Annotated in this window: 15 protein-coding genes and 3 tRNA genes; all 18 read left to right on the forward strand. The window is 61.3% G+C overall.

Translation table 11 applies throughout. From position 1 onward, the window contains the following. The first annotated feature begins 11 nt into the window (after positions 1-11). Positions 12-1094, forward strand: a complete 1083-nt coding sequence (gene leuB / locus FEE99_RS14310; protein ID WP_016773933.1) for a 3-isopropylmalate dehydrogenase — start codon at positions 12-14, stop codon at positions 1092-1094. 66 nt (positions 1095-1160) lie between these two features. Further along, positions 1161-2273, forward strand: coding sequence for an aspartate-semialdehyde dehydrogenase (gene asd, locus FEE99_RS14315; RefSeq protein ID WP_016773934.1), 1113 nt, complete (start codon positions 1161-1163; stop codon positions 2271-2273). A gap of 245 nt (positions 2274-2518) precedes the next feature. Continuing rightward, a complete protein-coding gene (locus FEE99_RS14320; RefSeq protein WP_041478533.1) occupies positions 2519-3529 on the forward strand; it encodes an aspartate-semialdehyde dehydrogenase in 1011 nt (336 codons plus the stop codon). 209 nt (positions 3530-3738) lie between these two features. Then, positions 3739-6396 (forward strand): FimV/HubP family polar landmark protein, encoded by a 2658-nt coding sequence (locus FEE99_RS14325; protein ID WP_041478534.1) that lies wholly within the window; start codon positions 3739-3741, stop codon positions 6394-6396. Between the two features lie 266 nt (positions 6397-6662). Further along, positions 6663-7487 (forward strand): tRNA pseudouridine(38-40) synthase TruA, encoded by an 825-nt coding sequence (gene truA, locus FEE99_RS14330; protein WP_016773937.1) that lies wholly within the window; start codon positions 6663-6665, stop codon positions 7485-7487. A 64-nt stretch (positions 7488-7551) separates the two neighbouring features. Next, positions 7552-8184 carry a phosphoribosylanthranilate isomerase gene (locus tag FEE99_RS14335; protein WP_041478535.1) on the forward strand — a complete coding sequence of 211 codons (633 nt, stop codon included), beginning with the start codon at positions 7552-7554 and terminating at the stop codon, positions 8182-8184. Between the two features lie 198 nt (positions 8185-8382). Beyond that, positions 8383-9303 (forward strand): acetyl-CoA carboxylase, carboxyltransferase subunit beta, encoded by a 921-nt coding sequence (accD, locus tag FEE99_RS14340; protein WP_041478536.1) that lies wholly within the window; start codon positions 8383-8385, stop codon positions 9301-9303. After that, positions 9300-10607, forward strand: a complete 1308-nt coding sequence (gene folC, locus FEE99_RS14345; protein WP_041478537.1) for a bifunctional tetrahydrofolate synthase/dihydrofolate synthase — start codon at positions 9300-9302, stop codon at positions 10605-10607. The genes accD and folC overlap by 4 nt, the downstream gene beginning before the upstream one ends. After that, positions 10591-11250, forward strand: coding sequence for an SPOR domain-containing protein (locus tag FEE99_RS14350; RefSeq protein WP_041478538.1), 660 nt, complete (start codon positions 10591-10593; stop codon positions 11248-11250). The genes folC and FEE99_RS14350 overlap by 17 nt, the downstream gene beginning before the upstream one ends. A gap of 98 nt (positions 11251-11348) precedes the next feature. Then, positions 11349-11909 (forward strand): CvpA family protein, encoded by a 561-nt coding sequence (locus FEE99_RS14355; protein WP_016773942.1) that lies wholly within the window; start codon positions 11349-11351, stop codon positions 11907-11909. A 41-nt stretch (positions 11910-11950) separates the two neighbouring features. Continuing rightward, positions 11951-13456, forward strand: a complete 1506-nt coding sequence (purF, locus tag FEE99_RS14360; protein ID WP_016773943.1) for an amidophosphoribosyltransferase — start codon at positions 11951-11953, stop codon at positions 13454-13456. 71 nt (positions 13457-13527) lie between these two features. Then, positions 13528-14739: an O-succinylhomoserine sulfhydrylase gene (locus FEE99_RS14365; protein ID WP_064361090.1), complete on the forward strand. Its 1212-nt coding sequence runs from the start codon at positions 13528-13530 to the stop codon at positions 14737-14739. Continuing rightward, on the forward strand, positions 14736-15512 hold the full coding sequence (locus tag FEE99_RS14370; RefSeq protein WP_041478540.1) for an SDR family oxidoreductase: 777 nt from the start codon (positions 14736-14738) through the stop codon (positions 15510-15512). The genes FEE99_RS14365 and FEE99_RS14370 overlap by 4 nt, the downstream gene beginning before the upstream one ends. A gap of 176 nt (positions 15513-15688) precedes the next feature. After that, positions 15689-15764: transfer RNA gene (locus tag FEE99_RS14375), tRNA-Val, on the forward strand. Positions 15765-15819: 55 nt separating this feature from the next. Continuing rightward, a tRNA-Asp gene (locus tag FEE99_RS14380) sits at positions 15820-15896 on the forward strand. A gap of 92 nt (positions 15897-15988) precedes the next feature. Further along, positions 15989-16065, forward strand: a tRNA-Asp gene (locus tag FEE99_RS14385). 475 nt (positions 16066-16540) lie between these two features. Then, on the forward strand, positions 16541-19372 hold the full coding sequence (locus FEE99_RS14390; RefSeq protein WP_041478541.1) for a xanthine dehydrogenase family protein molybdopterin-binding subunit: 2832 nt from the start codon (positions 16541-16543) through the stop codon (positions 19370-19372). Continuing rightward, positions 19365-19904, forward strand: a complete 540-nt coding sequence (locus tag FEE99_RS14395) for a (2Fe-2S)-binding protein (RefSeq protein WP_016773947.1) — start codon at positions 19365-19367, stop codon at positions 19902-19904. Before FEE99_RS14390 ends, FEE99_RS14395 begins: the two co-directional genes overlap by 8 nt. Position 19905 lies beyond the last annotated feature (1 nt).

The following is a 19905-nucleotide window of genomic DNA, read 5'->3' on the forward strand; positions in this document are numbered from 1 at the left end:
ACGAGGAAAGCATGAGCAAGCAGATTCTGATTCTCCCGGGTGACGGTATTGGTCCGGAAATCATGGCCGAAGCGGTCAAGGTGCTGGAATTGGCCAATGACAAGTACAGCCTGGGCTTCGAGCTGAGCCACGACGTGATCGGCGGCGCGGCCATCGACAAGCATGGCGTGCCGCTGGCCGACGAAACCCTTGATCGCGCCCGCGCTGCCGACGCCGTGCTGCTGGGCGCGGTCGGTGGCCCGAAATGGGACACCATCGAGCGTGACATCCGCCCTGAGCGCGGTCTGCTGAAAATCCGCGCGCAACTGGGCCTGTTTGGCAACCTGCGCCCGGCGATCCTCTATCCGCAACTGGCCGATGCGTCGAGCCTGAAACCGGAAATCGTTGCCGGTCTGGACATCCTCATTGTCCGTGAGCTGACCGGCGGCATTTACTTCGGCGCGCCGCGTGGCACCCGTACGCTGGACAACGGCGAGCGTCAGTCCTACGACACGCTGCCGTACAGCGAAAGCGAAATCCGCCGCATCGCCCGTGTCGGTTTCGACATGGCCATGGTTCGTGGCAAGAAGCTCTGCTCGGTGGACAAGGCCAACGTCCTGGCATCCAGCCAGTTGTGGCGTGAAGTGGTCGAGCAAGTGGCCAAGGATTACCCGGAGGTCGAGCTGAGCCACATGTACGTCGACAACGCCGCCATGCAGTTGGTGCGCGCACCCAAGCAGTTCGACGTGATCGTCACCGACAACATGTTCGGCGACATCCTCTCCGACGAAGCGTCGATGCTCACCGGCTCGATCGGCATGCTGCCGTCGGCCTCGCTGGATTCCAACAACAAGGGCATGTACGAGCCGTGCCACGGTTCGGCCCCGGACATTGCCGGTAAAGGCATTGCCAACCCGCTGGCGACGATCCTGTCGGTATCGATGATGCTGCGTTACAGCTTCAATCTGCACGACGCTGCCGATGCCATCGAAAAAGCCGTCAGTGTCGTGCTCGATCAGGGCTTGCGCACCGGCGACATCCACTCGGCCGGTTGTACCAAAGTCGGTACGCAGGAAATGGGCGACGCAGTAGTCGCCGCGCTGCGGAATCTGTAATCTCTCGGGCCCGCTGCGAAATTCAATACAAAGCAGCGGCCCACTTTTCAAGAAGGTGTAGTTGCGATGAAACGTGTAGGTCTGATCGGTTGGCGCGGGATGGTCGGTTCCGTGCTCATGCAGCGGATGCTGGAAGAGCAGGATTTCGATCTTATCGAGCCGGTGTTTTTCACCACGTCCAATGTCGGTGGCCAAGGCCCGTCCGTGGGCAAGGACATTGCTCCGCTCAAGGACGCTTACAGCATTGACGAGCTGAAGACCCTCGACGTGATCCTGACCTGCCAGGGCGGCGACTACACCAGCGAAGTATTCCCGAAGCTGCGTGAAGCCGGCTGGCAGGGTTACTGGATCGACGCGGCGTCGAGCCTGCGCATGAACGATGACGCGGTGATCATTCTCGACCCGGTCAACCGCAAGGTCATCGACCAGCAGCTGGACGCGGGCACCAAGAACTACATCGGCGGCAACTGCACCGTCAGCCTGATGCTGATGGGCCTGGGCGGTCTGTTCGAGGCCGGTCTGGTCGAGTGGATGAGCGCCATGACCTATCAGGCGGCCTCCGGTGCCGGCGCGCAGAACATGCGTGAACTGATCAAGCAGATGGGCGCGACCCACGCCGCTGTCGCCGATCAACTGGCCGACCCGGCCAGCGCGATCCTCGACATCGACCGTCGCGTGGCCGAAGCCATGCGCAGCGACGCGTACCCGACCGAAAACTTCGGTGTACCGCTGGCCGGCAGCCTGATCCCGTGGATCGACAAGGAACTGCCGAACGGCCAGAGCCGCGAAGAGTGGAAGGCCCAGGCCGAGACCAACAAGATCCTCGGTCGCTTCAAGAGCCCGATCCCGGTCGACGGCATCTGCGTGCGCATCGGCGCCATGCGCTGCCACAGCCAGGCGCTGACCATCAAGCTGAACAAAGACGTACCGATCGCCGATATCGAAGGGCTGATCAGCCAGCACAACCCTTGGGTCAAGCTGGTACCGAACAACCGCGAGATCAGCATGCAGGAGCTGAGCCCGACCAAGGTCACCGGCACCCTGAATGTTCCGGTCGGTCGTCTGCGCAAGCTGAACATGGGTTCGCAATTCGTCGGCGCCTTCACCGTCGGCGACCAACTGCTGTGGGGCGCGGCCGAACCGCTGCGTCGCATGCTGCGGATCCTGCTCGAGCGTTGATCGCTTGAAGCAATGAAGAAGCCCGTGCCTTGAAAGAGGTGCGGGTTTTTTTATGCCAAGGATTTCTCCGGTGTCTGTACTGCCTTTTTCGCGAGCAGGCTCGCTCCCACATTGAAATGCGGTCCCTGTGGGAGCGAGCCTGCTCGCGAAAGGGCCGGTCCAGCCGCCGCAAATCCTGCAGAAATTGCCTGTGCGCCACCCACCCGGTAAAGTGCCGCTCCCCCCGTTTTGCCAGAGGTAGCTCCATGACCCAGACTTTCGATATCGCCGTTATCGGCGCCACCGGTACTGTCGGCGAAACCCTCGTACAGATTCTCGAAGAACGCGACTTCCCGGTCGGCAACCTGCACCTGCTGGCCAGCAGTGAATCGGCCGGCAGCTCGGTGCTTTTCCGCAACAAAAACGTCCGCGTGCGCGAGGTCGACGAGTTCGATTTCAGCAAGGTCAGGCTGGTGTTCTTCGCCGCCGGCGCTGCGGTGTCGCTGAGCTACGCCGCTCGCGCCCATGCTGCCGGTTGCTCGTTGATCGACTTGTCCGGCGCCTTGTCCACCGATCAGGCGCCACAGGTGGTGCCGGAGGCCAATGCCGATATTCTCGCCAGTCTGAAAAGCCCATTCCAGGTCAGCAGCCCAAGCCCGTCTGCTACGACGCTTGCGGTGGTGCTGGCGCCGCTGCTCGATCTGCTCGATCTGCAATACGTCAACGTCACCGCCAATCTGGCCGTTTCGGCGCAAGGCCGCGAGGCGGTCACCGAGCTCGCGCGGCAGACCGCCGAGCTGCTCAACATGCGTCCGCTGGAACCGACGTTCTTCGACCGGCAGATGGCCTTCAACCTGCTGGCACAAGTCGGTACGCCTGATGCTCAGGGCCACACGCTGCTGGAAAAACGATTGGTTCGAGAGCTGCGCCAGGTCCTGGCGAAACCTTTATTGAAGATTTCTGCCACTTGCGTTCAAGCCCCGGTGTTTTTTGGCGATAGCTTTAGCGTGACCTTGCAGTCAGGCAGCGCTGTTGACTTGGAAAAGGTCAACGCCGCGCTTGAGGCTGCACCGGGCATCGAGCTGGTCGAGGCCGGCGATTATCCGACCGCGGTCGGCGATGCGGTGGGGCAGGACGTGGTCTACGTAGGCCGCGTGCGGACGGGCGTCGACGACCCGGCGGAACTAAATCTTTGGCTGACGTCAGATAACGTACGCAAAGGCGCGGCTCTCAACGCCGTGCAACTGGCTGAGTTGTTGATAAAAGACCTGCTGTAAAAGATACTTGGCAACAATTTGTCGACTGATTCTAGGTGAGCGCTATGCTTGCCCGAAGCGCGTCGATGACGAGTCACCCTCCGGGACTTTCCGGGGCAGCACCGAAATGATCGCGCGCGGCGACCCTCGTCGTCGCGCGCAATGCCTTACGGCAGCGGTATTCAAAAGCTTCTCGCTGGCCGAGGAACGTTCAAACAAAGGATGAGGCTATGGTTCAAGTTCGCAAACTGGTGTTAGCAATAGCGGCCGCCTCGGCGCTGTCCTCCGGTATGGCGCATGCCCTCGGGCTCGGGGAGCTGACCCTGAAGTCGACCCTGAACCAGCCGTTGGTGGCTGAAATCGAGCTGCTCGACGTCAAGGATCTCACCGCTGCCGAAGTGGTGCCGAGCCTGGCTTCCCCTGAAGATTTCGCCAAGGCCGGCGTCGACCGTCAGGCTTTTCTCAATGACCTGACGTTCACCCCGGTGCTCAACGCCAACGGCAAAAGCGTGTTGCGCGTGACCTCGAGCCAACCGCTGTCGGAACCGATGGTGAAGTTCCTTGTGCAGGTGATGTGGCCCAATGGCCGCTTGTTGCGTGATTACAGCGTGCTGCTCGATCCGTCGAAGTTCTCGCCGCAGACCGCAGACGCCGCCGCGCAGCCGGCGCCGTCGCAGACCATCACTGCGCCCACCACTGGCGCCACCCATCGCAATCAATACACCACCACGCCGCGCGATACCCTGTGGGAAATCGCCGCGAAGGCGCGCAACGGCGGCTCGGTGCAGCAGACCATGCTGGCGATTCAAGCGCTCAATCCGAATGCCTTTATCGACGGCAACATCAACCGTCTGAAAACCGGCCAGGTGCTGCGTCTGCCTGACCCGGTACAAAGCACAGCACTGCCGCAGTCGGCTGCCATCGCTGAAGTGGCGGCGCAGAACGAAGCCTGGCGTCAGGGCCGTCGTTATGTGGGCAAGCCTGGCACCGGTCAGCAGCAGCTGGATGCGACCAATCGTGGCCGTGGCAATACCGGTGCAGCGGCCAACACCCAGGACAATCTGAGCCTCGTCTCAGCGGAAAGCGCCAAGCCCGGCGCTAAAGGCCCGGCGGGCGACGCCAAGGCGCTGAGCAACAAACTGGCAATCACTCAGGAAAACCTCGACACGACCCGTCGTGACAACGAGGAACTGAAAAGCCGCATGGCTGATCTGCAGAGCCAGCTGGACAAGCTGCAAAAGCTGATCGAGCTGAAGAACAATCAACTGGCGAAGATGCAAGCCGACGGCGCCGGCGCTGCGCCTGGCGCCACTGCTGCTGTGCCGCCGGTGCCGGCGATCACTGCGGAACTGGCCGCAACACCGCCAGCCACTCCGGCCGACGCCGCAGCGGCTTCACCGACTCCAGAGTCGGCCATCGCGCCGCCAGCGGAAACCCCGGTTGAGCCAGTCGTCGAGCCGGTGGTCGAAACCACGTCTGCTGCCGCCGATGACGACAAAGCCTTCAATGAACTGCTGACCAATCCGATTCTGCTCGGCCTGCTCGGCGGCGGTGCGGTGGTTCTGCTGCTTCTGCTGTTGCTGCTGGCACGTCGTCGCAAAGCCCAGCAGGAAGCCGAAAAGCACCTGCGCATGGCTCGCGCTCTGGCTGAAGAGCAAGAGTTCTCCGCTGAGCAGGATCTGCCGGAAAGCAGCTTCTCCGGCCTGGAAACCCCGGCAGCCAGCGTCAAGCTCAACACGCCAGCTCCGGCACCTGCGCCAGCCCCTGCACCGGTCGTCACTCCGGTGGTGATGGCTGCGCCGATTGCCGCACCACTGGTGGCCCCGGCCGGCGAGCGCTCTGATGATGTGCTCGATAAAGCGCAATCGCACATCAATGCCGGCCGCCTTAATCAGGCCGCCGCGCTGCTGGAAGAGGGCGTCAGCCTTGAGCCGGAACGCAGCGATCTGCGCCTGAAGCTGATGGAAGTCTACGGTCAGCAGGGCGACCGCGATGCGTTCGTTGCGCAAGAGCGTCAACTGGTGGCCAATGGCGATAACTTCGCCAAGGTCGAAGCGCTGAAAAGCCGCTTCCCGGCCATGGCTGTGGTCGCTGCCGGTGGGCTGGCAGCTGCCGCCGTCGCTGCCGAACTGGACGCGCAGTACGTCAAGGAACTGCTGCAAGACGAGCCGCAAGCGCCAGAGGCTGCCGCTGACGACCTCGACACCGCGTTCGATTTGAGCCTGGACGACCTCGACAACATCACCCCGGTCGATCCTGCGCCAGGGGTCGAGCCAGAGGCGCCTGTCGAGCTCGACGCGTTTCCGGCCGAAGACGATCTGAGCTTCGCTTCGGTGCTGCAAGAGCAGACCGAGATGAAAGACAATCTCGACGATCTTTCCGACTTCGATCTGGACATGGATCTGGGCGCCGAACCATCGCCGGCCACGTTGGCTGAAGATGACTTCCTGCTGGATCTGGACGACGGCGTGAAGGACTTGCCACCGGTCGAGACGCCGGTAGTTGCTGACGTGCCGCAGGACGATCTGGAACTCCCAGCCGATTTTGACCTGTCGCTTGCCGACGAAATGGACACCAACCCAGCCGCCGAGCCGGACGCCTTCGCGGCCGAGCTCGACGACGTCAATGCCGAACTGGATCGCCTGTCGCAAAGCATGGCTGAACCGAGCTTCACCGAAGCGGACGCAGCGTTGGGTGATGACCTGGGTGAAGATGATTTCGACTTCCTCGCCGGCACCGACGAAGCAGCGACCAAACTCGATCTGGCCCAGGCTTACATCGACATGGGCGACGCTGACGGTGCGCGTGACATCCTCAACGAAGTGTTGACCGAGGGTGACGAGAAGCAGCGGGGCGAGGCCAAGGACATGCTTTCCAACCTGGCGTAGGTTCAGCGGTAAACAATAAGCGGCAGCCCGGTGGGGCTGCCGTTTTTGTTTGTGCCGGATTCGGCGGTGTTTGATCGATTGCTTTCGCGAGCAGGCTCGCTCCCACAGGGGGGCGCATTGCAAATGTGGGAGCGAGCCTGCTCGCGAAGGGGGCGGTACTGCCGATAGAGAACTCTGGCATCCCCGGCCCACCGCCTTATAATGCCCGCCTTTGCAAATCAGCAGGCTGTCCCACCTTGGCAAACATAGATAACCCGGTCGCCGAAATGGCGCCCGACGGCTTTTACCGCGTCGCGCTGGGCGTTGAGTACAAAGGCTCGCGCTACAGCGGCTGGCAACGGCAGCTGACCGGAGTGGCGACGGTGCAGGAAGAGCTTGAAAAAGCCCTGTCGAAAGTCGCCAATTCGCCGGTTTCCCTGCAATGCGCCGGGCGTACCGATGCCGGCGTGCATGCCTGCGGCCAAGTGGTGCACTTTGACACCCAGGTTGATCGCTCGCTGAAAGCCTGGGTCATGGGCGCCAACATCAATCTGCCCCACGACATCAGCGTCAGTTGGGCCAGGGTCATGCCGGCGCATTTTCATGCGCGCTTCAAAGCCATTGCCCGGCGTTATCGCTATGTGATCTACAACGATCAGATCCGCCCGGCGCACCTCAATGAAGAAATCACCTGGAATCACCGTCCGCTCGACGCCGAGCGTATGGCCGAGGCCGCGCAGTACCTGATTGGTACCCACGATTTCAGCGCGTTCCGGGCCGGTCAGTGCCAGGCAAAGTCGCCGATCAAGAAGATGCATCACCTGCGCGTGACCCGTCACGGCAAGATGATCGTGCTCGACATTCGGGCCAATGCCTTCCTGCATCACATGGTGCGCAATATCGCTGGTGTGCTGATGACCATCGGTGCCGGTGAGCGTCCGGTGGAGTGGATGAAGGAAGTGCTGGAAAGTCGCGAGCGTCGCTCCGGCGGGGTCACGGCGCATCCCTACGGGTTGTATCTGGTGCAGGTCGAGTACCACGACGAATTTCCGTTGCCCGAGCGCTTTATCGGGCCACATTTCCTTACGGGTTTCTCCGAACTTGACGGCTGACGCCCTCGAACGCTTTTGTTACCATCCGGGACGTTTTCGGATTTTGCCTTGAGGTTTTCCTGACATGTCAGCCGTTCGCAGCAAGATCTGCGGCATTACCCGCATCGAAGATGCGCTGGCCGCCGTCGAAGCCGGTGCCGACGCGATCGGCCTGGTGTTTTACGCCAAGAGTCCGCGAGCGGTGAACGTGCAGCAGGCGCGGGCGATCATCAAGGCGCTGCCGCCGTTCGTTACCACCGTGGGGCTGTTCGTCAATGCCAGCCGTTGCGAGCTCGGAGAAATCCTCGATGCGGTGCCGCTGGATCTGCTGCAATTCCATGGCGACGAAAATGCGGAGGAGTGTGAAGGCTGGCATCGTCCGTACATCAAAGCGCTGCGGGTCAAGGCGGGTGATGACATTGCTGCTGCCTGCGATGCCTTTCCCGGCGCCAGTGGCGTGCTGCTCGACACCTATGTCGAAGGGGTGCCTGGCGGAACCGGCGAGGCGTTTGACTGGTCACTGATTCCGCAACACTTGAGCAAACCGCTGATTCTGGCCGGCGGCCTGACGCCGGAGAACGTTGCCGACGCGGTAGCACGGGTCAAGCCCTACGCGGTGGATGTCAGCGGCGGGGTAGAAGCGAGCAAAGGCATCAAGGATCACCACAAGATTCGCGCATTCATCAACGCGGTGCGCGGCAATACATCGTCGATGTGACGGCTGGCAGTCTGCCGCCGTCCATCAATGCACTTGCACAAAGCAGGCGCGGCTGAGGGTTGCTGAATCGTCGCAGGTCATGTTCCGCGCTGACCGCCACTGTTCGGCAACCATCGCCACACACATGAATTTAGCTCAAGGGCATACGCGGGGCTGCGAACCAGAGCGTTCGGGCCGCCGGTACTGGAGAAAGAAAGCATGAGCAACTGGTTAGTAGACAAACTGATCCCTTCGATCATGCGCTCGGAGGTCAAGAAGAGCTCGGTGCCTGAAGGTCTGTGGCACAAATGCCCATCCTGCGAGGCGGTGTTGTACCGTCCGGAGCTGGAAAAGACCCTGGACGTTTGCCCCAAGTGCAACCACCACATGCGCATCGGCGCACGTGCGCGCATCGACATCTTCCTCGATCCGGAAGGCCGCAACGAACTGGGCGCTGACCTGGAGCCGGTTGACCGTCTGAAATTCCGCGACGGCAAGAAGTACAAGGATCGCCTGGTTGCCGCGCAAAAGCAGACCGGCGAAAAAGACGCGCTGATCTCGGTCAGCGGTACCTTGCTGGGCATGCCGGTAGTGGTTTCGGCATTCGAATTCAACTTCATGGGCGGTTCCATGGGCGCCATCGTCGGTGAGCGCTTCGTGCGCGCTGCCAACTACGCACTGGAAAACCGCTGCCCGATGATCTGCTTCGCCGCCTCCGGTGGTGCACGCATGCAGGAAGCGCTGATCTCGCTGATGCAGATGGCCAAGACTTCGGCCGTGCTTGCGCGTCTGCGTGAAGAAGGCGTTCCGTTCATCTCCGTACTGACCGACCCGGTCTACGGCGGCGTTTCCGCCAGTCTGGCGATGCTTGGCGACGTCATCGTCGGCGAACCGAAAGCCCTGATCGGCTTCGCCGGCCCGCGTGTGATCGAGCAGACCGTCCGCGAGAAACTGCCGGAAGGCTTCCAGCGCAGCGAATTCCTGCTGGAGCACGGCGCGATCGACATGATCATCCACCGTCAGGAACTGCGTCCGCGTCTGGGTAACCTGCTGGCACAGATGACCGGCAAGCCGACGCCGAAGTTCGTCGCCGCGCCGATCGAACCGATCGTGGTGCCGCCGGTGCCTGCCAACGTATGACCCAGCGCACCCTTGGTGAATGGCTCGCCTACCTTGAGCAGTTGCATCCGTCGGCCATCGACATGGGCCTGGAGCGTTCGCAACAGGTAGCGTCCCGCATGGGGCTGGGCCAGCCGGCGCCTCGGGTGATCACGGTCACCGGCACCAACGGCAAGGGCTCGACCTGCGCGTTCGTGGCTTCATTGCTGCGTGCGCAGGGCCTGAGCGTTGGTGTCTACAATTCTCCGCACCTGCTGCGTTACAACGAGCGGGTGCAGCTCGACGGCGTCGAAGCCACTGACGCGCAGCTCTGCGAAGCCTTTGCTGCGGTCGAGGCGGGCCGCGGCGAGACTTCCCTGACTTACTTCGAAATGGGCACTCTGGCAGCGTTCTGGCTGTTCCAGCAGGCGGCGCTTGACGCTGTGGTGCTTGAAGTCGGGTTGGGCGGGCGTCTGGATACCGTCAATGTAGTCGATGCCGATATTGCGCTGGTCACCAGCATTGGCGTCGATCACGCCGATTATCTGGGCGATACCCGCGAATCCGTGGCCTTCGAGAAGGCCGGAATTTTCCGCCAGGGCAAGCCTGCTCTGTGTGGCGACCTGAATCCTCCGCAACCACTGCTCGACAAGGCGCACGAACTGGCTTGCCCATTCTTTCTGCGTGGACGCGATTTCGATCTCGGCATCACTGACCAACACTGGCAATGGCGCGGCACCGATGCCCTGGGCCAAGTGGTCGAGTTGCGCGACTTGCCGCTGCTCGATCTGCCGATGGAAAACGCCGCGCTGGCGCTGCAAGCCTATCTGCTGACAGGTTTGCCGTGGAATGCCGAACAGATTGTCGCGGCGTTGCAGGCGACGCGCGTGGTTGGGCGCCTCGATCGTCGGTCATTCGAATGGAATGGCAAGCGCCTGAACCTGTTGCTTGATGTTGGTCACAATCCGCATGCCGCTGAATATCTCGCTCGGCGTCTGGCTGCGCGGCCCCCGGCGGGCGAGCGCCTGGCGGTATTCGGCCTGCTGGCGGACAAGGATCTGGATGGTGTTGTTGGCGAATTGAATGCTAGTGTCGCGCATTGGGCTGTCGCGCCGCTGGATTCGCCGCGCGCGCGTCCGGTGGCTGAGCTTGAGGCCGCGCTGCAGAACCTTGGTGCTTCGGTTACGTCCTATGCCAGCGTGGCGGCCGCTCTGGAAGGGCAGTGCGCGATTGCGACCAGCGACGACGAGATTCTCTTGTTCGGATCATTTTATTGTGTCGCCGAGGCCCTTGAATGGCTGGCCCGGCGCTCCACGGAGGAAGCGGCAAATGGCTTTGCTGGATAAAGCGTACAAGCAGCGCATGGTTGGCGCGCTGGTGCTGGTGGCGCTGGCGGTGATCTTCCTGCCGATGCTGTTTTCCCGTCAGGACGAGCAGCGTCAGGTGACCGTCGAGGCCCCGGCTGCGCCTCAGCCTTCGGCCATGCCGCAGGTGCAAATTGACCCGGTGGCTGTGCCCGAGCCGCAAGCCTTGCCGCAAGAGCCTGTGCCGACTGACGAAGAAGTCGCTGAAGAAGCGGTGCCTGCGGCCCCGGCTGCACCGGCTGCGCCAGCACCGACCATCCCTGCGCAGATAGCCCGTCCGGCAACGCCGCCACCGGTGGCCAAGCCGATTCCGGCGCCGGCTCAGCCGATCACATCCGCAACCAGCAAGCCTGACACCACGCAGAGCCGCGTCGATGCCAACGGTCTGTCGGTGAGCTGGTCGGTGCAACTGGCCAGTCTGTCGAGCCGCGCCAGCGCCGAGAGCCTGCAGAAGAACCTGCGCAGCCAGGGTTATAACGCCTACATTCGTTCTGCCGATGGCAAGAATCGGGTGTTCGTCGGTCCGCTGATCGAGCGTGCCGAAGCCGATCGTCTGCGTGATCTGCTGAGTCGTCAGCAGAACCTCAAGGGCTTCGTTGTCCGTTTTCAGCCTGAACGTGGCTGAAATCTATCACCTCGATTGAAAAGCACTGACAATCGCAGCTTACCGACAGCCATGCGCTCTGCTAAAATGCGCCGCCTTATCCGTCTGTAGGCTGCACTGTGCCATTTACCTGGGTTGACTGGGCGATCGTTGCAATCATCGCCATCTCCGCTTTGATCAGTCTGAGCCGCGGCTTCGTAAAGGAAGCTTTATCGCTGCTGACCTGGATCATCGCAGGAGCGGTTGCCTGGATGTTTGGTGGCTCACTGTCCGAGTACCTCGCCGGATACATCGAAACCCCATCGGCTCGCGTGATCGCGGGCTGTGCCATCATGTTTGTCGCCACACTGATCGTGGGCGCAATGATCAATTATCTTATCGGCGAGTTGGTTCGCGTCACCGGGTTGTCCGGGACCGATCGATTCCTCGGCATGGCCTTCGGCGCAGCGCGTGGCGTGTTGCTGGTGGTCGTGGCGGTCGGGCTGTTGAGCCTGGGGCCGGTACAGCAGGACGGGTGGTGGAAAGAATCACAGCTCGTGCCCAAGTTTCTATTGGTCGCCGACTGGTCCAAAAACCTGATACTGGGGTGGAGCAGTCAGTGGCTTGCCAGCGGAATCAGCGTACCCGCTGAGATTCCGTTCAAGGAGCAGCTCTTGCCGACGGCGAAAACGCCTCAGTGAGTGCTGTTCAGTTCAGATCCATTAAGTAGGGGTTGCGTCGCATGTGTGGCATCGTCGGTATCGTCGGTAAGTCGAACGTCAATCAGGCGCTGTATGACGCGCTAACCGTGCTCCAGCACCGCGGCCAGGACGCTGCCGGTATCGTGACCAGCCATGATGGCCGGTTGTTCCTGCGCAAGGATAATGGCCTGGTGCGTGACGTGTTCCAGCAGCGTCACATGCAGCGTCTGGTCGGCCACATGGGTATCGGCCACGTCCGTTACCCGACTGCCGGCAGCTCGACGTCGGCCGAAGCCCAGCCGTTCTACGTCAACTCGCCGTACGGCATCACACTGGCGCACAACGGTAACCTGACCAACGTTGAACAGTTGGCCAAAGAGATCTACGAATCCGATCTGCGTCACGTCAACACCAGTTCCGATTCGGAAGTGCTGCTCAACGTGTTCGCCCACGAGCTGGCCCAGCGCGGCAAGCTGCAGCCGACCGAAGAAGACGTGTTCGCCGCCGTGACCGACGTGCACAACCGTTGCGTTGGTGGCTACGCCGTTGTGGCGATGGTCACCGGTTACGGCATCGTCGGTTTCCGCGATCCGCACGGCATCCGCCCGATCGTGTTTGGCCAGCGTCACACCGACGAAGGCGTCGAGTACATGATCGCCTCGGAAAGCGTTTCGCTGGACGTGCTCGGTTTTACCCTGATTCGCGACCTGGCCCCGGGTGAAGCGGTCTACATCACTGAAGACGGCAAGCTGCACACCCGTCAGTGCGCAACCAACCCGTCGCTGACCCCGTGCATTTTCGAACACGTCTACCTGGCGCGTCCGGACTCGATCATCGACGGCGTGTCGGTGTACAAAGCACGTCTGCGCATGGGCGAGAAGCTTGCCGAGAAGATCCTGCGCGAGCGTCCTGAGCACGACATCGACGTGGTCATCCCGATTCCCGACACCAGCCGTACCGCTGCGCTGGAACTGGCCAATCACCTGGGCGTGAAATTCCGCGAAGGCTTCGTCAAGAACCGTTACATCGGTCGCACCTTCATCATGCCGGGCCAGGCTGCGCGCAAGAAGTCGGTACGCCAGAAGCTCAACGCCATCGAGCTGGAATTCCGTGGCAAGAACGTCATGCTGGTCGATGACTCGATCGTGCGCGGCACCACCTGCAAGCAGATCATTCAGATGGCCCGCGAAGCCGGCGCGAAAAACGTCTACTTCTGCTCGGCGGCACCTGCGGTGCGCTTCCCGAACGTGTACGGTATCGACATGCCGAGCGCCCACGAACTGATCGCGCACAACCGTTCGACTCAGGACGTGGCCGACCTGATCGGTGCAGACTGGCTGATCTATCAGGATCTGCCTGACTTGATCGAAGCGGTCGGCGGCGGCAAGATCAAGATCGAGCACTTCGATTGCGCAGTGTTCGACGGCAAGTACGTGACCGGTGACGTCGACGAGGCTTACCTGAACAAGATCGAACAGGCGCGCAACGATGCCTCGAAGGTCAAGACCCAGGCAGTCAGTGCGATCATCGATCTGTACAACAACTGAGTTTCCACCGGCCCTGAGGGGCCGGTTTTGTATCTGATATTTATTGTTCGAGAACAGCAAGGAGAGACAGCATGAGTCAGGAATGGGATGCCGGTCGGCTGGACAGCGACCTCGAAGGCGTAGCGTTCGATACCCTGGCCGTCCGTGCCGGTCAGCACCGCACGCCGGAAGGCGAACACGGTGACCCGATGTTCTTCACCTCCAGTTACGTGTTCCGCACCGCTGCCGATGCAGCGGCGCGCTTTGCCGGCGAAGTGCCTGGCAACGTCTATTCGCGCTACACCAACCCGACCGTGCGGGCGTTTGAAGAACGCATTGCCGCGCTGGAGGGCGCCGAGCAAGCCGTCGCCGCGGCAACCGGCATGGCCGCGATCATGGCGGTGGTGATGAGCCTGTGCAGTGCTGGCGATCATGTGCTGGTGTCGCGCAGCGTGTTCGGCTCGACCATCAGCCTCTTCGAGAAATACTTTAAACGCTTCGGCGTCGAAGTCGATTACGTCCCGCTGGCCGATCTGTCGGCCTGGGGCGCTGCGATCAAGTCCAACACCAAACTGCTTTTTGTCGAGTCGCCGTCCAACCCGTTGGCCGAGCTGGTGGATATCGCCGCCCTGGCTGAAATCGCGCATGCCAAGGGCGCGCAGCTGGTGGTCGACAACTGCTTCTGCACCCCGGCGTTGCAGCAGCCGCTGAAGCTCGGCGCGGACATTGTCGTGCACTCGGCGACCAAGTTCATCGACGGTCAGGGCCGCTGCATGGGCGGCGTTGTCGCCGGTCGCGGTGAACAGATGAAAGAAGTGGTAGGTTTCCTGCGGACCGCCGGGCCGACCCTCAGCCCGTTCAACGCGTGGATCTTTCTCAAAGGCCTCGAGACCCTCAACCTGCGCATGAAAGCGCATTGCGCCAACGCTCAGGCGCTGGCCGAATGGCTGGAGCAGCAGGACGGCATCGAGAAAGTTCATTACGCCGGCCTCAAGAGCCATCCGCAGCACGAGTTGGCCCAGCGCCAGCAGAAGGGTTTTGGTGCGGTGGTCAGCTTCGAGGTCAAGGGCGGCAAAGAAGGCGCCTGGCGCTTTATCGATGCTACTCGGTTGATTTCGATCACCGCCAACCTCGGCGACAGCAAAACCACGATCACCCATCCTAGCACCACCTCCCACGGCCGTCTGGCGCCGCAGGAGCGTGAAGCGGCGGGGATTCGCGACAGCCTTATCCGCGTGGCGGTTGGTCTGGAAGATGTCGCTGACCTGCAGGCTGACCTGGCGCGCGGTCTGGCGGCATTGTGATCGAGTTGTCCACACCGGCGGCCAATACCCATGGCCGCGTGGCGCTGGTCACTGGCGCTGCACGCGGTATCGGCCTCGGAATTGCCGCCTGGCTGATCAGCGAAGGCTGGCAAGTGGTGCTGACCGATCTTGATCGGGTGCGTGGTTCGAAAGTGGCGAAGGTGCTCGGCGAAAACGCCTGGTTCATCGCCATGGACGTCGCCGAGGAAAATCAGGTCGCACTGGGCGTGGCCGAGGTGTTGGGGCAGTTTGGTCGCCTTGATGCGCTGGTCTGCAACGCGGCGGTGGCCGATCCGCACAACATCACTCTGGAAAGCCTCGATCTGGCGTACTGGAATCGGGTGCTGGCGGTGAATCTGAGCGGGCCGATGTTGCTGGCCAAGCACTGTGTGCCTTATCTGCGTGCGCACAACGGTTCGATCGTCAATCTGGCCTCGACCCGTGCGCGACAGTCGGAGGCGGACTCCGAGGCGTATGCGGCGAGCAAGGGTGGGCTGTTGGCGCTGACCCATGCGCTGGCAATCAGCCTTGGACCGGAAATCCGCGTGAACGCAGTCAGTCCTGGCTGGATCGATGCGCGTGATCCCTCGGTGCGTCGCGCCGAACCGTTGGCCGATGCCGATCACGCCCAGCATCCGGCGGGCAGGGTGGGGACGGTCGAAGACGTGGCGGCGATGGTGGCGTGGTTGCTGTCGCGCAATGCGGGATTTGTCACCGGGCAGGAATTCGTCGTCGATGGCGGCATGACCAAGAAAATGATTTACGAGCAGTGAAAGGCAGCTGCAAGCTGCAAGCTGCAAGTTAAAACAAGACGCTGGTGTGCCTGCTTTAGGTGATCCTGCTTTTTCTTGCAGCTTGCAGCTAAAACCCGTTTTTTAAAAAAACTCCAATCCTGCTATTGACTTAGCTTCGCCACCTGCGTAAATTTCGCGGCCTCGGAGATGCAAACGGGTGATTAGCTCAGCTGGGAGAGCGTCTGCCTTACAAGCAGAATGTCGGCGGTTCGATCCCGTCATCACCCACCACTCCCGAGAAGCTTGCGCAAGCAAGAGAGTAGGCTGAAAGTGCCTGCACCGACGCGCAGCGGTAGTTCAGTCGGTTAGAATACCGGCCTGTCACGCCGGGGGTCGCGGGTTCGAGTCCCGTCCGCTGCGCCATATTTACGAGTCAGATTCATCTGGTTCGCGATTGCAAGGCACCGAAGCCGGCAATCAAAACGAGTTACTTGAGCGCAAGCTCAAAGCGATACGCAGCGGTAGTTCAGTCGGTTAGAATACCGGCCTGTCACGCCGGGGGTCGCGGGTTCGAGTCCCGTCCGCTGCGCCATATCTGTTTCAAGGACCACTGAACGCCTTGAAGCGCCGAAATAGGCCTTTGGCCGAATCGGATCGATAGCAAAGACCCTGGTCGAAAGACCGGGGTTTTTTGTGTCTGAAATTTAGCTATTCCTCTCTCGAACTCCTACGCAAATCGTCCTGTAGGAGCTGCGGCACGCTGCGATCTTTTGATCTTGATTTTAAAAAGCAAGATCAAAAGATCGCGGCCTCGTTTCACTCGACAGCTCCTACAAGAATCTCTGCAAGCCTTCTGCGGTGCTACGTCGCATTGATTTTTTGATTATTTAGTCAGGTTTTTGTAACTGGTTGTTTGCTGTGGGCGCAGAAACCTTTAAAGTTAACCTTTCGGTCAGCTTTGCACTGTCAACACAGCTCTTTGCTTCGCCAGAAAGAGCTTCTGCACGACTCGAGATCCCCAGTAGATAACCACAAGGGCGGACCTATAACCGCCCAGAGGATGATCCATGTCCAACCGTGAAATATCCCGGCGCTCGTTCCTCCAGGGCGGGCTGGTGGCGGGTGTGAGCGTTACGCTTACGCCGCTCAGCAGTCAGGCGCTGGCTGCCTTGATGGAAAACAGCGTCACCGTGCCGTCCGAGAAATGGCTCGGCAATAACGGCAAGGCCCGTCAACGCAACGATGCCTTGTCCAAGGTCTGCGGCAGCAAGGTGTTTGCCCGCGACATCCGCGCCAAGGACATGCCTGGCTGGCCTGAGCAACAGGGCCACGCCATGCTGCTGAAAACCATCAAGGCCGACCGTATCTACGCAGGTTACGACCTGTCGTGGCTCGGCGCTGATCTGCAGCCAGACCGCATCGTTACCGCTGCCGATCTGGACAAGGACGGTATCGTCTTCCCCGAAGAGCACGCGCCTGATCCATTGCTGCCGGAAGGTAAAGTGCCGATGTTCATCGGTCACCCGGTGGCGATCCTGATCTGGAACGATTTCGAGCGTTTCCGTCAGGCCAAGAATCAACTCAAATTCAATGACAAAGCGATTCGTTACGGCGCCAAAGTGCCGTTCTACGAAGGTGATCCCTACGGCAGCTTCCGCTATGTGCGCGTCGGTGGCGCGACCTCGGCGGACGAAGACGAGTTCGCCAGCCTCAAGGATTCGATCCTGTTCCCGATGCTGAAGAACCGCCGTCCAGTGTGGAACGCATCGCCGAACCTGCATGGCAACCTCACCGAGCGCGGTCTGTTCTACGCCGACCGCATGAAGCAGGAGATCGACACGCCGCCAGACAACTGGCTGGTGTTCGATGAGCGCTACAAGACGCCGTCGATCGAACCGGCCGCCCTCGAGCCGGACAACGGCAACGGCTGGTACGACCCGAAAACCAAAACCCTGCATTTCGTCGTGGCGACGCAGTGCCCGCTCGAAGTCGCGACCGAGACTGCGAAGATGATCGGGCCGTCGCGTTTCGGCCTGGCCAATCTGAACATGCACCCGGGCTATACCGTCGGCTATGGCTCCAAAGACCACAACATTTTCGTCTACTACGCAGCCCTGGCCGCGCTGTACGGCGCCGGTGTGCCGGTGCGTCTGGCCAACGACCGCTATGAGCAATTCCAGAGCGGTATCAAGCGTCACCCGTTCGACATCCGCTACCAGTTGGCCGTGGACAAGAACGACTACACCTTCAAGATTTTCCGTGCAGAAATGAGCGTCGACGGCGGCGGTCGGGTCAACTACAGCCCATCGGTGGCGGCGGTTGGCGCCACCGCAGCGCAGTCGATCTACTACATGCCGCAGAACGACCTGCAAGTCACCGCGTATCACTCGCGCGCGGTCGAGGCGGGTTCGATGCGCGGTTACGGCACCCTGCAAAGCATGGCGGCGACCGAAATGATGGTCGACGAGATCGCCAATCGTCTGGGTGTCGACGCCATCGATTTGCGCCGCAGGAATGCCCTGCGTTCCGGTATGAAAAATACCCAGGGCGCAATCCCGGCCGGTGCATTGCGCCTGCACGAAATTCTCGACAAGGCCTCGGTGCACGAAGTCTGGAAAAACCGCGACACGATCAAGCAACAACGTGAAGCGGCAGACCCGGATAACTGGTACGGCGTCGGTTTCGCCATCTGCCAGAAAGACTTCGGTACCGGCTCCGAAGCGCCGATGGCCAGCATCGAATTCACCGCTGACGGGCGCATCACCCTGCGCCACATCGGTATCGAAATTGGCACCGGCATGTCCACTTCGCAAGCCTTGGTCGTCGCCGATTTCCTCGGCAGCCCGGCGCATGATGTGAAGACCGGCGAAACCGAGTGGCAGGAAATGCAGCTGATCACCAGCGGCAACCCGTACATCATGAGTCAGGCCGAACAGGACAATCTGCTGCGCAACCCGCGCTGGGTCGGCAAGCTGGCGTCGGCGTCTTCGGCGACCAACTCCGCCTATTACTTCAGCCATGCAACCCGTGAAGCGGCGCGTGTGCTGTTCAACCACGGGTTGTGGCCGGCGGCACTGGAGATCTGGCGTCAGGGTCCGTACGGCGGCCAGGCCAACCCTTACGTGGTGCGTCGCGAAGATGCGCATTGGGTCGACGGCAAGCTGACCGCCAACGGCATGCAGCCGCTGAGTTTCGAAGAACTGGCCAGACGCGCCCACGAACGCGGTCTGGTGACGGGCGCCACGGTGCACGGTTTCAACCGTTGGAGTTGGGCCGAGGCCGAGTACAGCATCGACGGCGTGCGCGAGCGCTTGCCGCTCGACGGTCTGGCGGTGAAATACGGCGATGGCGCGCCACAAGCGAAGAAAGCACAGATGAACAGTGCCGGCTTCCACCTGCTCGATCGGCAGAACGTCAACTACCCGGTAGTCCAGTTGAACAACGCTGCCGTGACCTATTACAGCCCGGTCGCCACGTTGGTCGAGCTGAAGGTCAACAAAGGCTCGGCGGAAGTCGAAGTGCTCAACCACCATTCGTGGATCGAGTGCGGTCGCGTGCTGGTTGAAGAGTTGGTCAAGGGCCAGCTCGAAGGTGGTATCGCCATGGGTATTGGTCATGCGCTGATGGAAGAGATGCCGCTGTACGAAGGCGGGCCGGGGGAGGGTGACTGGAACTTCAACCGTTACCGTCTGCCGATGGCCCGTCACGTAGCGGTGTGGAAGCAGACTGCGGAGATCCTGCCGCCGCTGTCGCCGAGCGATCCGTCCAAGGGCATCGCCGAAGTGGTGATGATCCCGATTGTCGGTGCCATCGGTAACGCCGTGGCGCATGCCATCGGTAAACGTGTTCGTGACTTGCCTATCACCGCTGCGCGCATCAAGGAGGCCCTCAATGGCTAACCGTCCGCTTCAACTGACCCTCAATGGTCAATCCGTCGGCCCGGTGGACATCCCTGATGACCTGCCGATGATCGACTATCTGCACGAATACAAAAACCTCACCGGCTCGCGGCTGGGCTGCGGTCAGGGGATCTGCCACGCCTGCGTGGTGATCGTCGATAACCCCGACGGTACCAGCGAAGAAGTGCGCACCTGCATCACCGGCGCGCACTACTTCGAGGGCAAGAAAGTCCGCACCATCGAAGGCCACGCCACTCGCGACGAGCAGGGCCAGGTCACTGAGCTCAATCCGATCCAGCAGCGCTTTGTCGACGAGTTCGCCTTCCAGTGCAGCTACTGCGCGCCAGGCTTCGTCAACGCCGCGACGGTGTTGGTCGAGAAGCTGCAGCGCCAGCCGATTGTCAAAAGTCAGCTGGAACAGGTGATCGAGGACAGCCTCGGCCATCACGTCTGCCGCTGCACCGGGTACGTGCGTTATTACAACGCCACGCGCAACGTGCTGACCGATCTTGGTCTGGTCAAGGAGGGTTGAG

The organism is Pseudomonas sp. ef1 (assembly GCF_007293365.2).
Lineage (GTDB): Bacteria > Pseudomonadota > Gammaproteobacteria > Pseudomonadales > Pseudomonadaceae > Aquipseudomonas > Aquipseudomonas siliginis.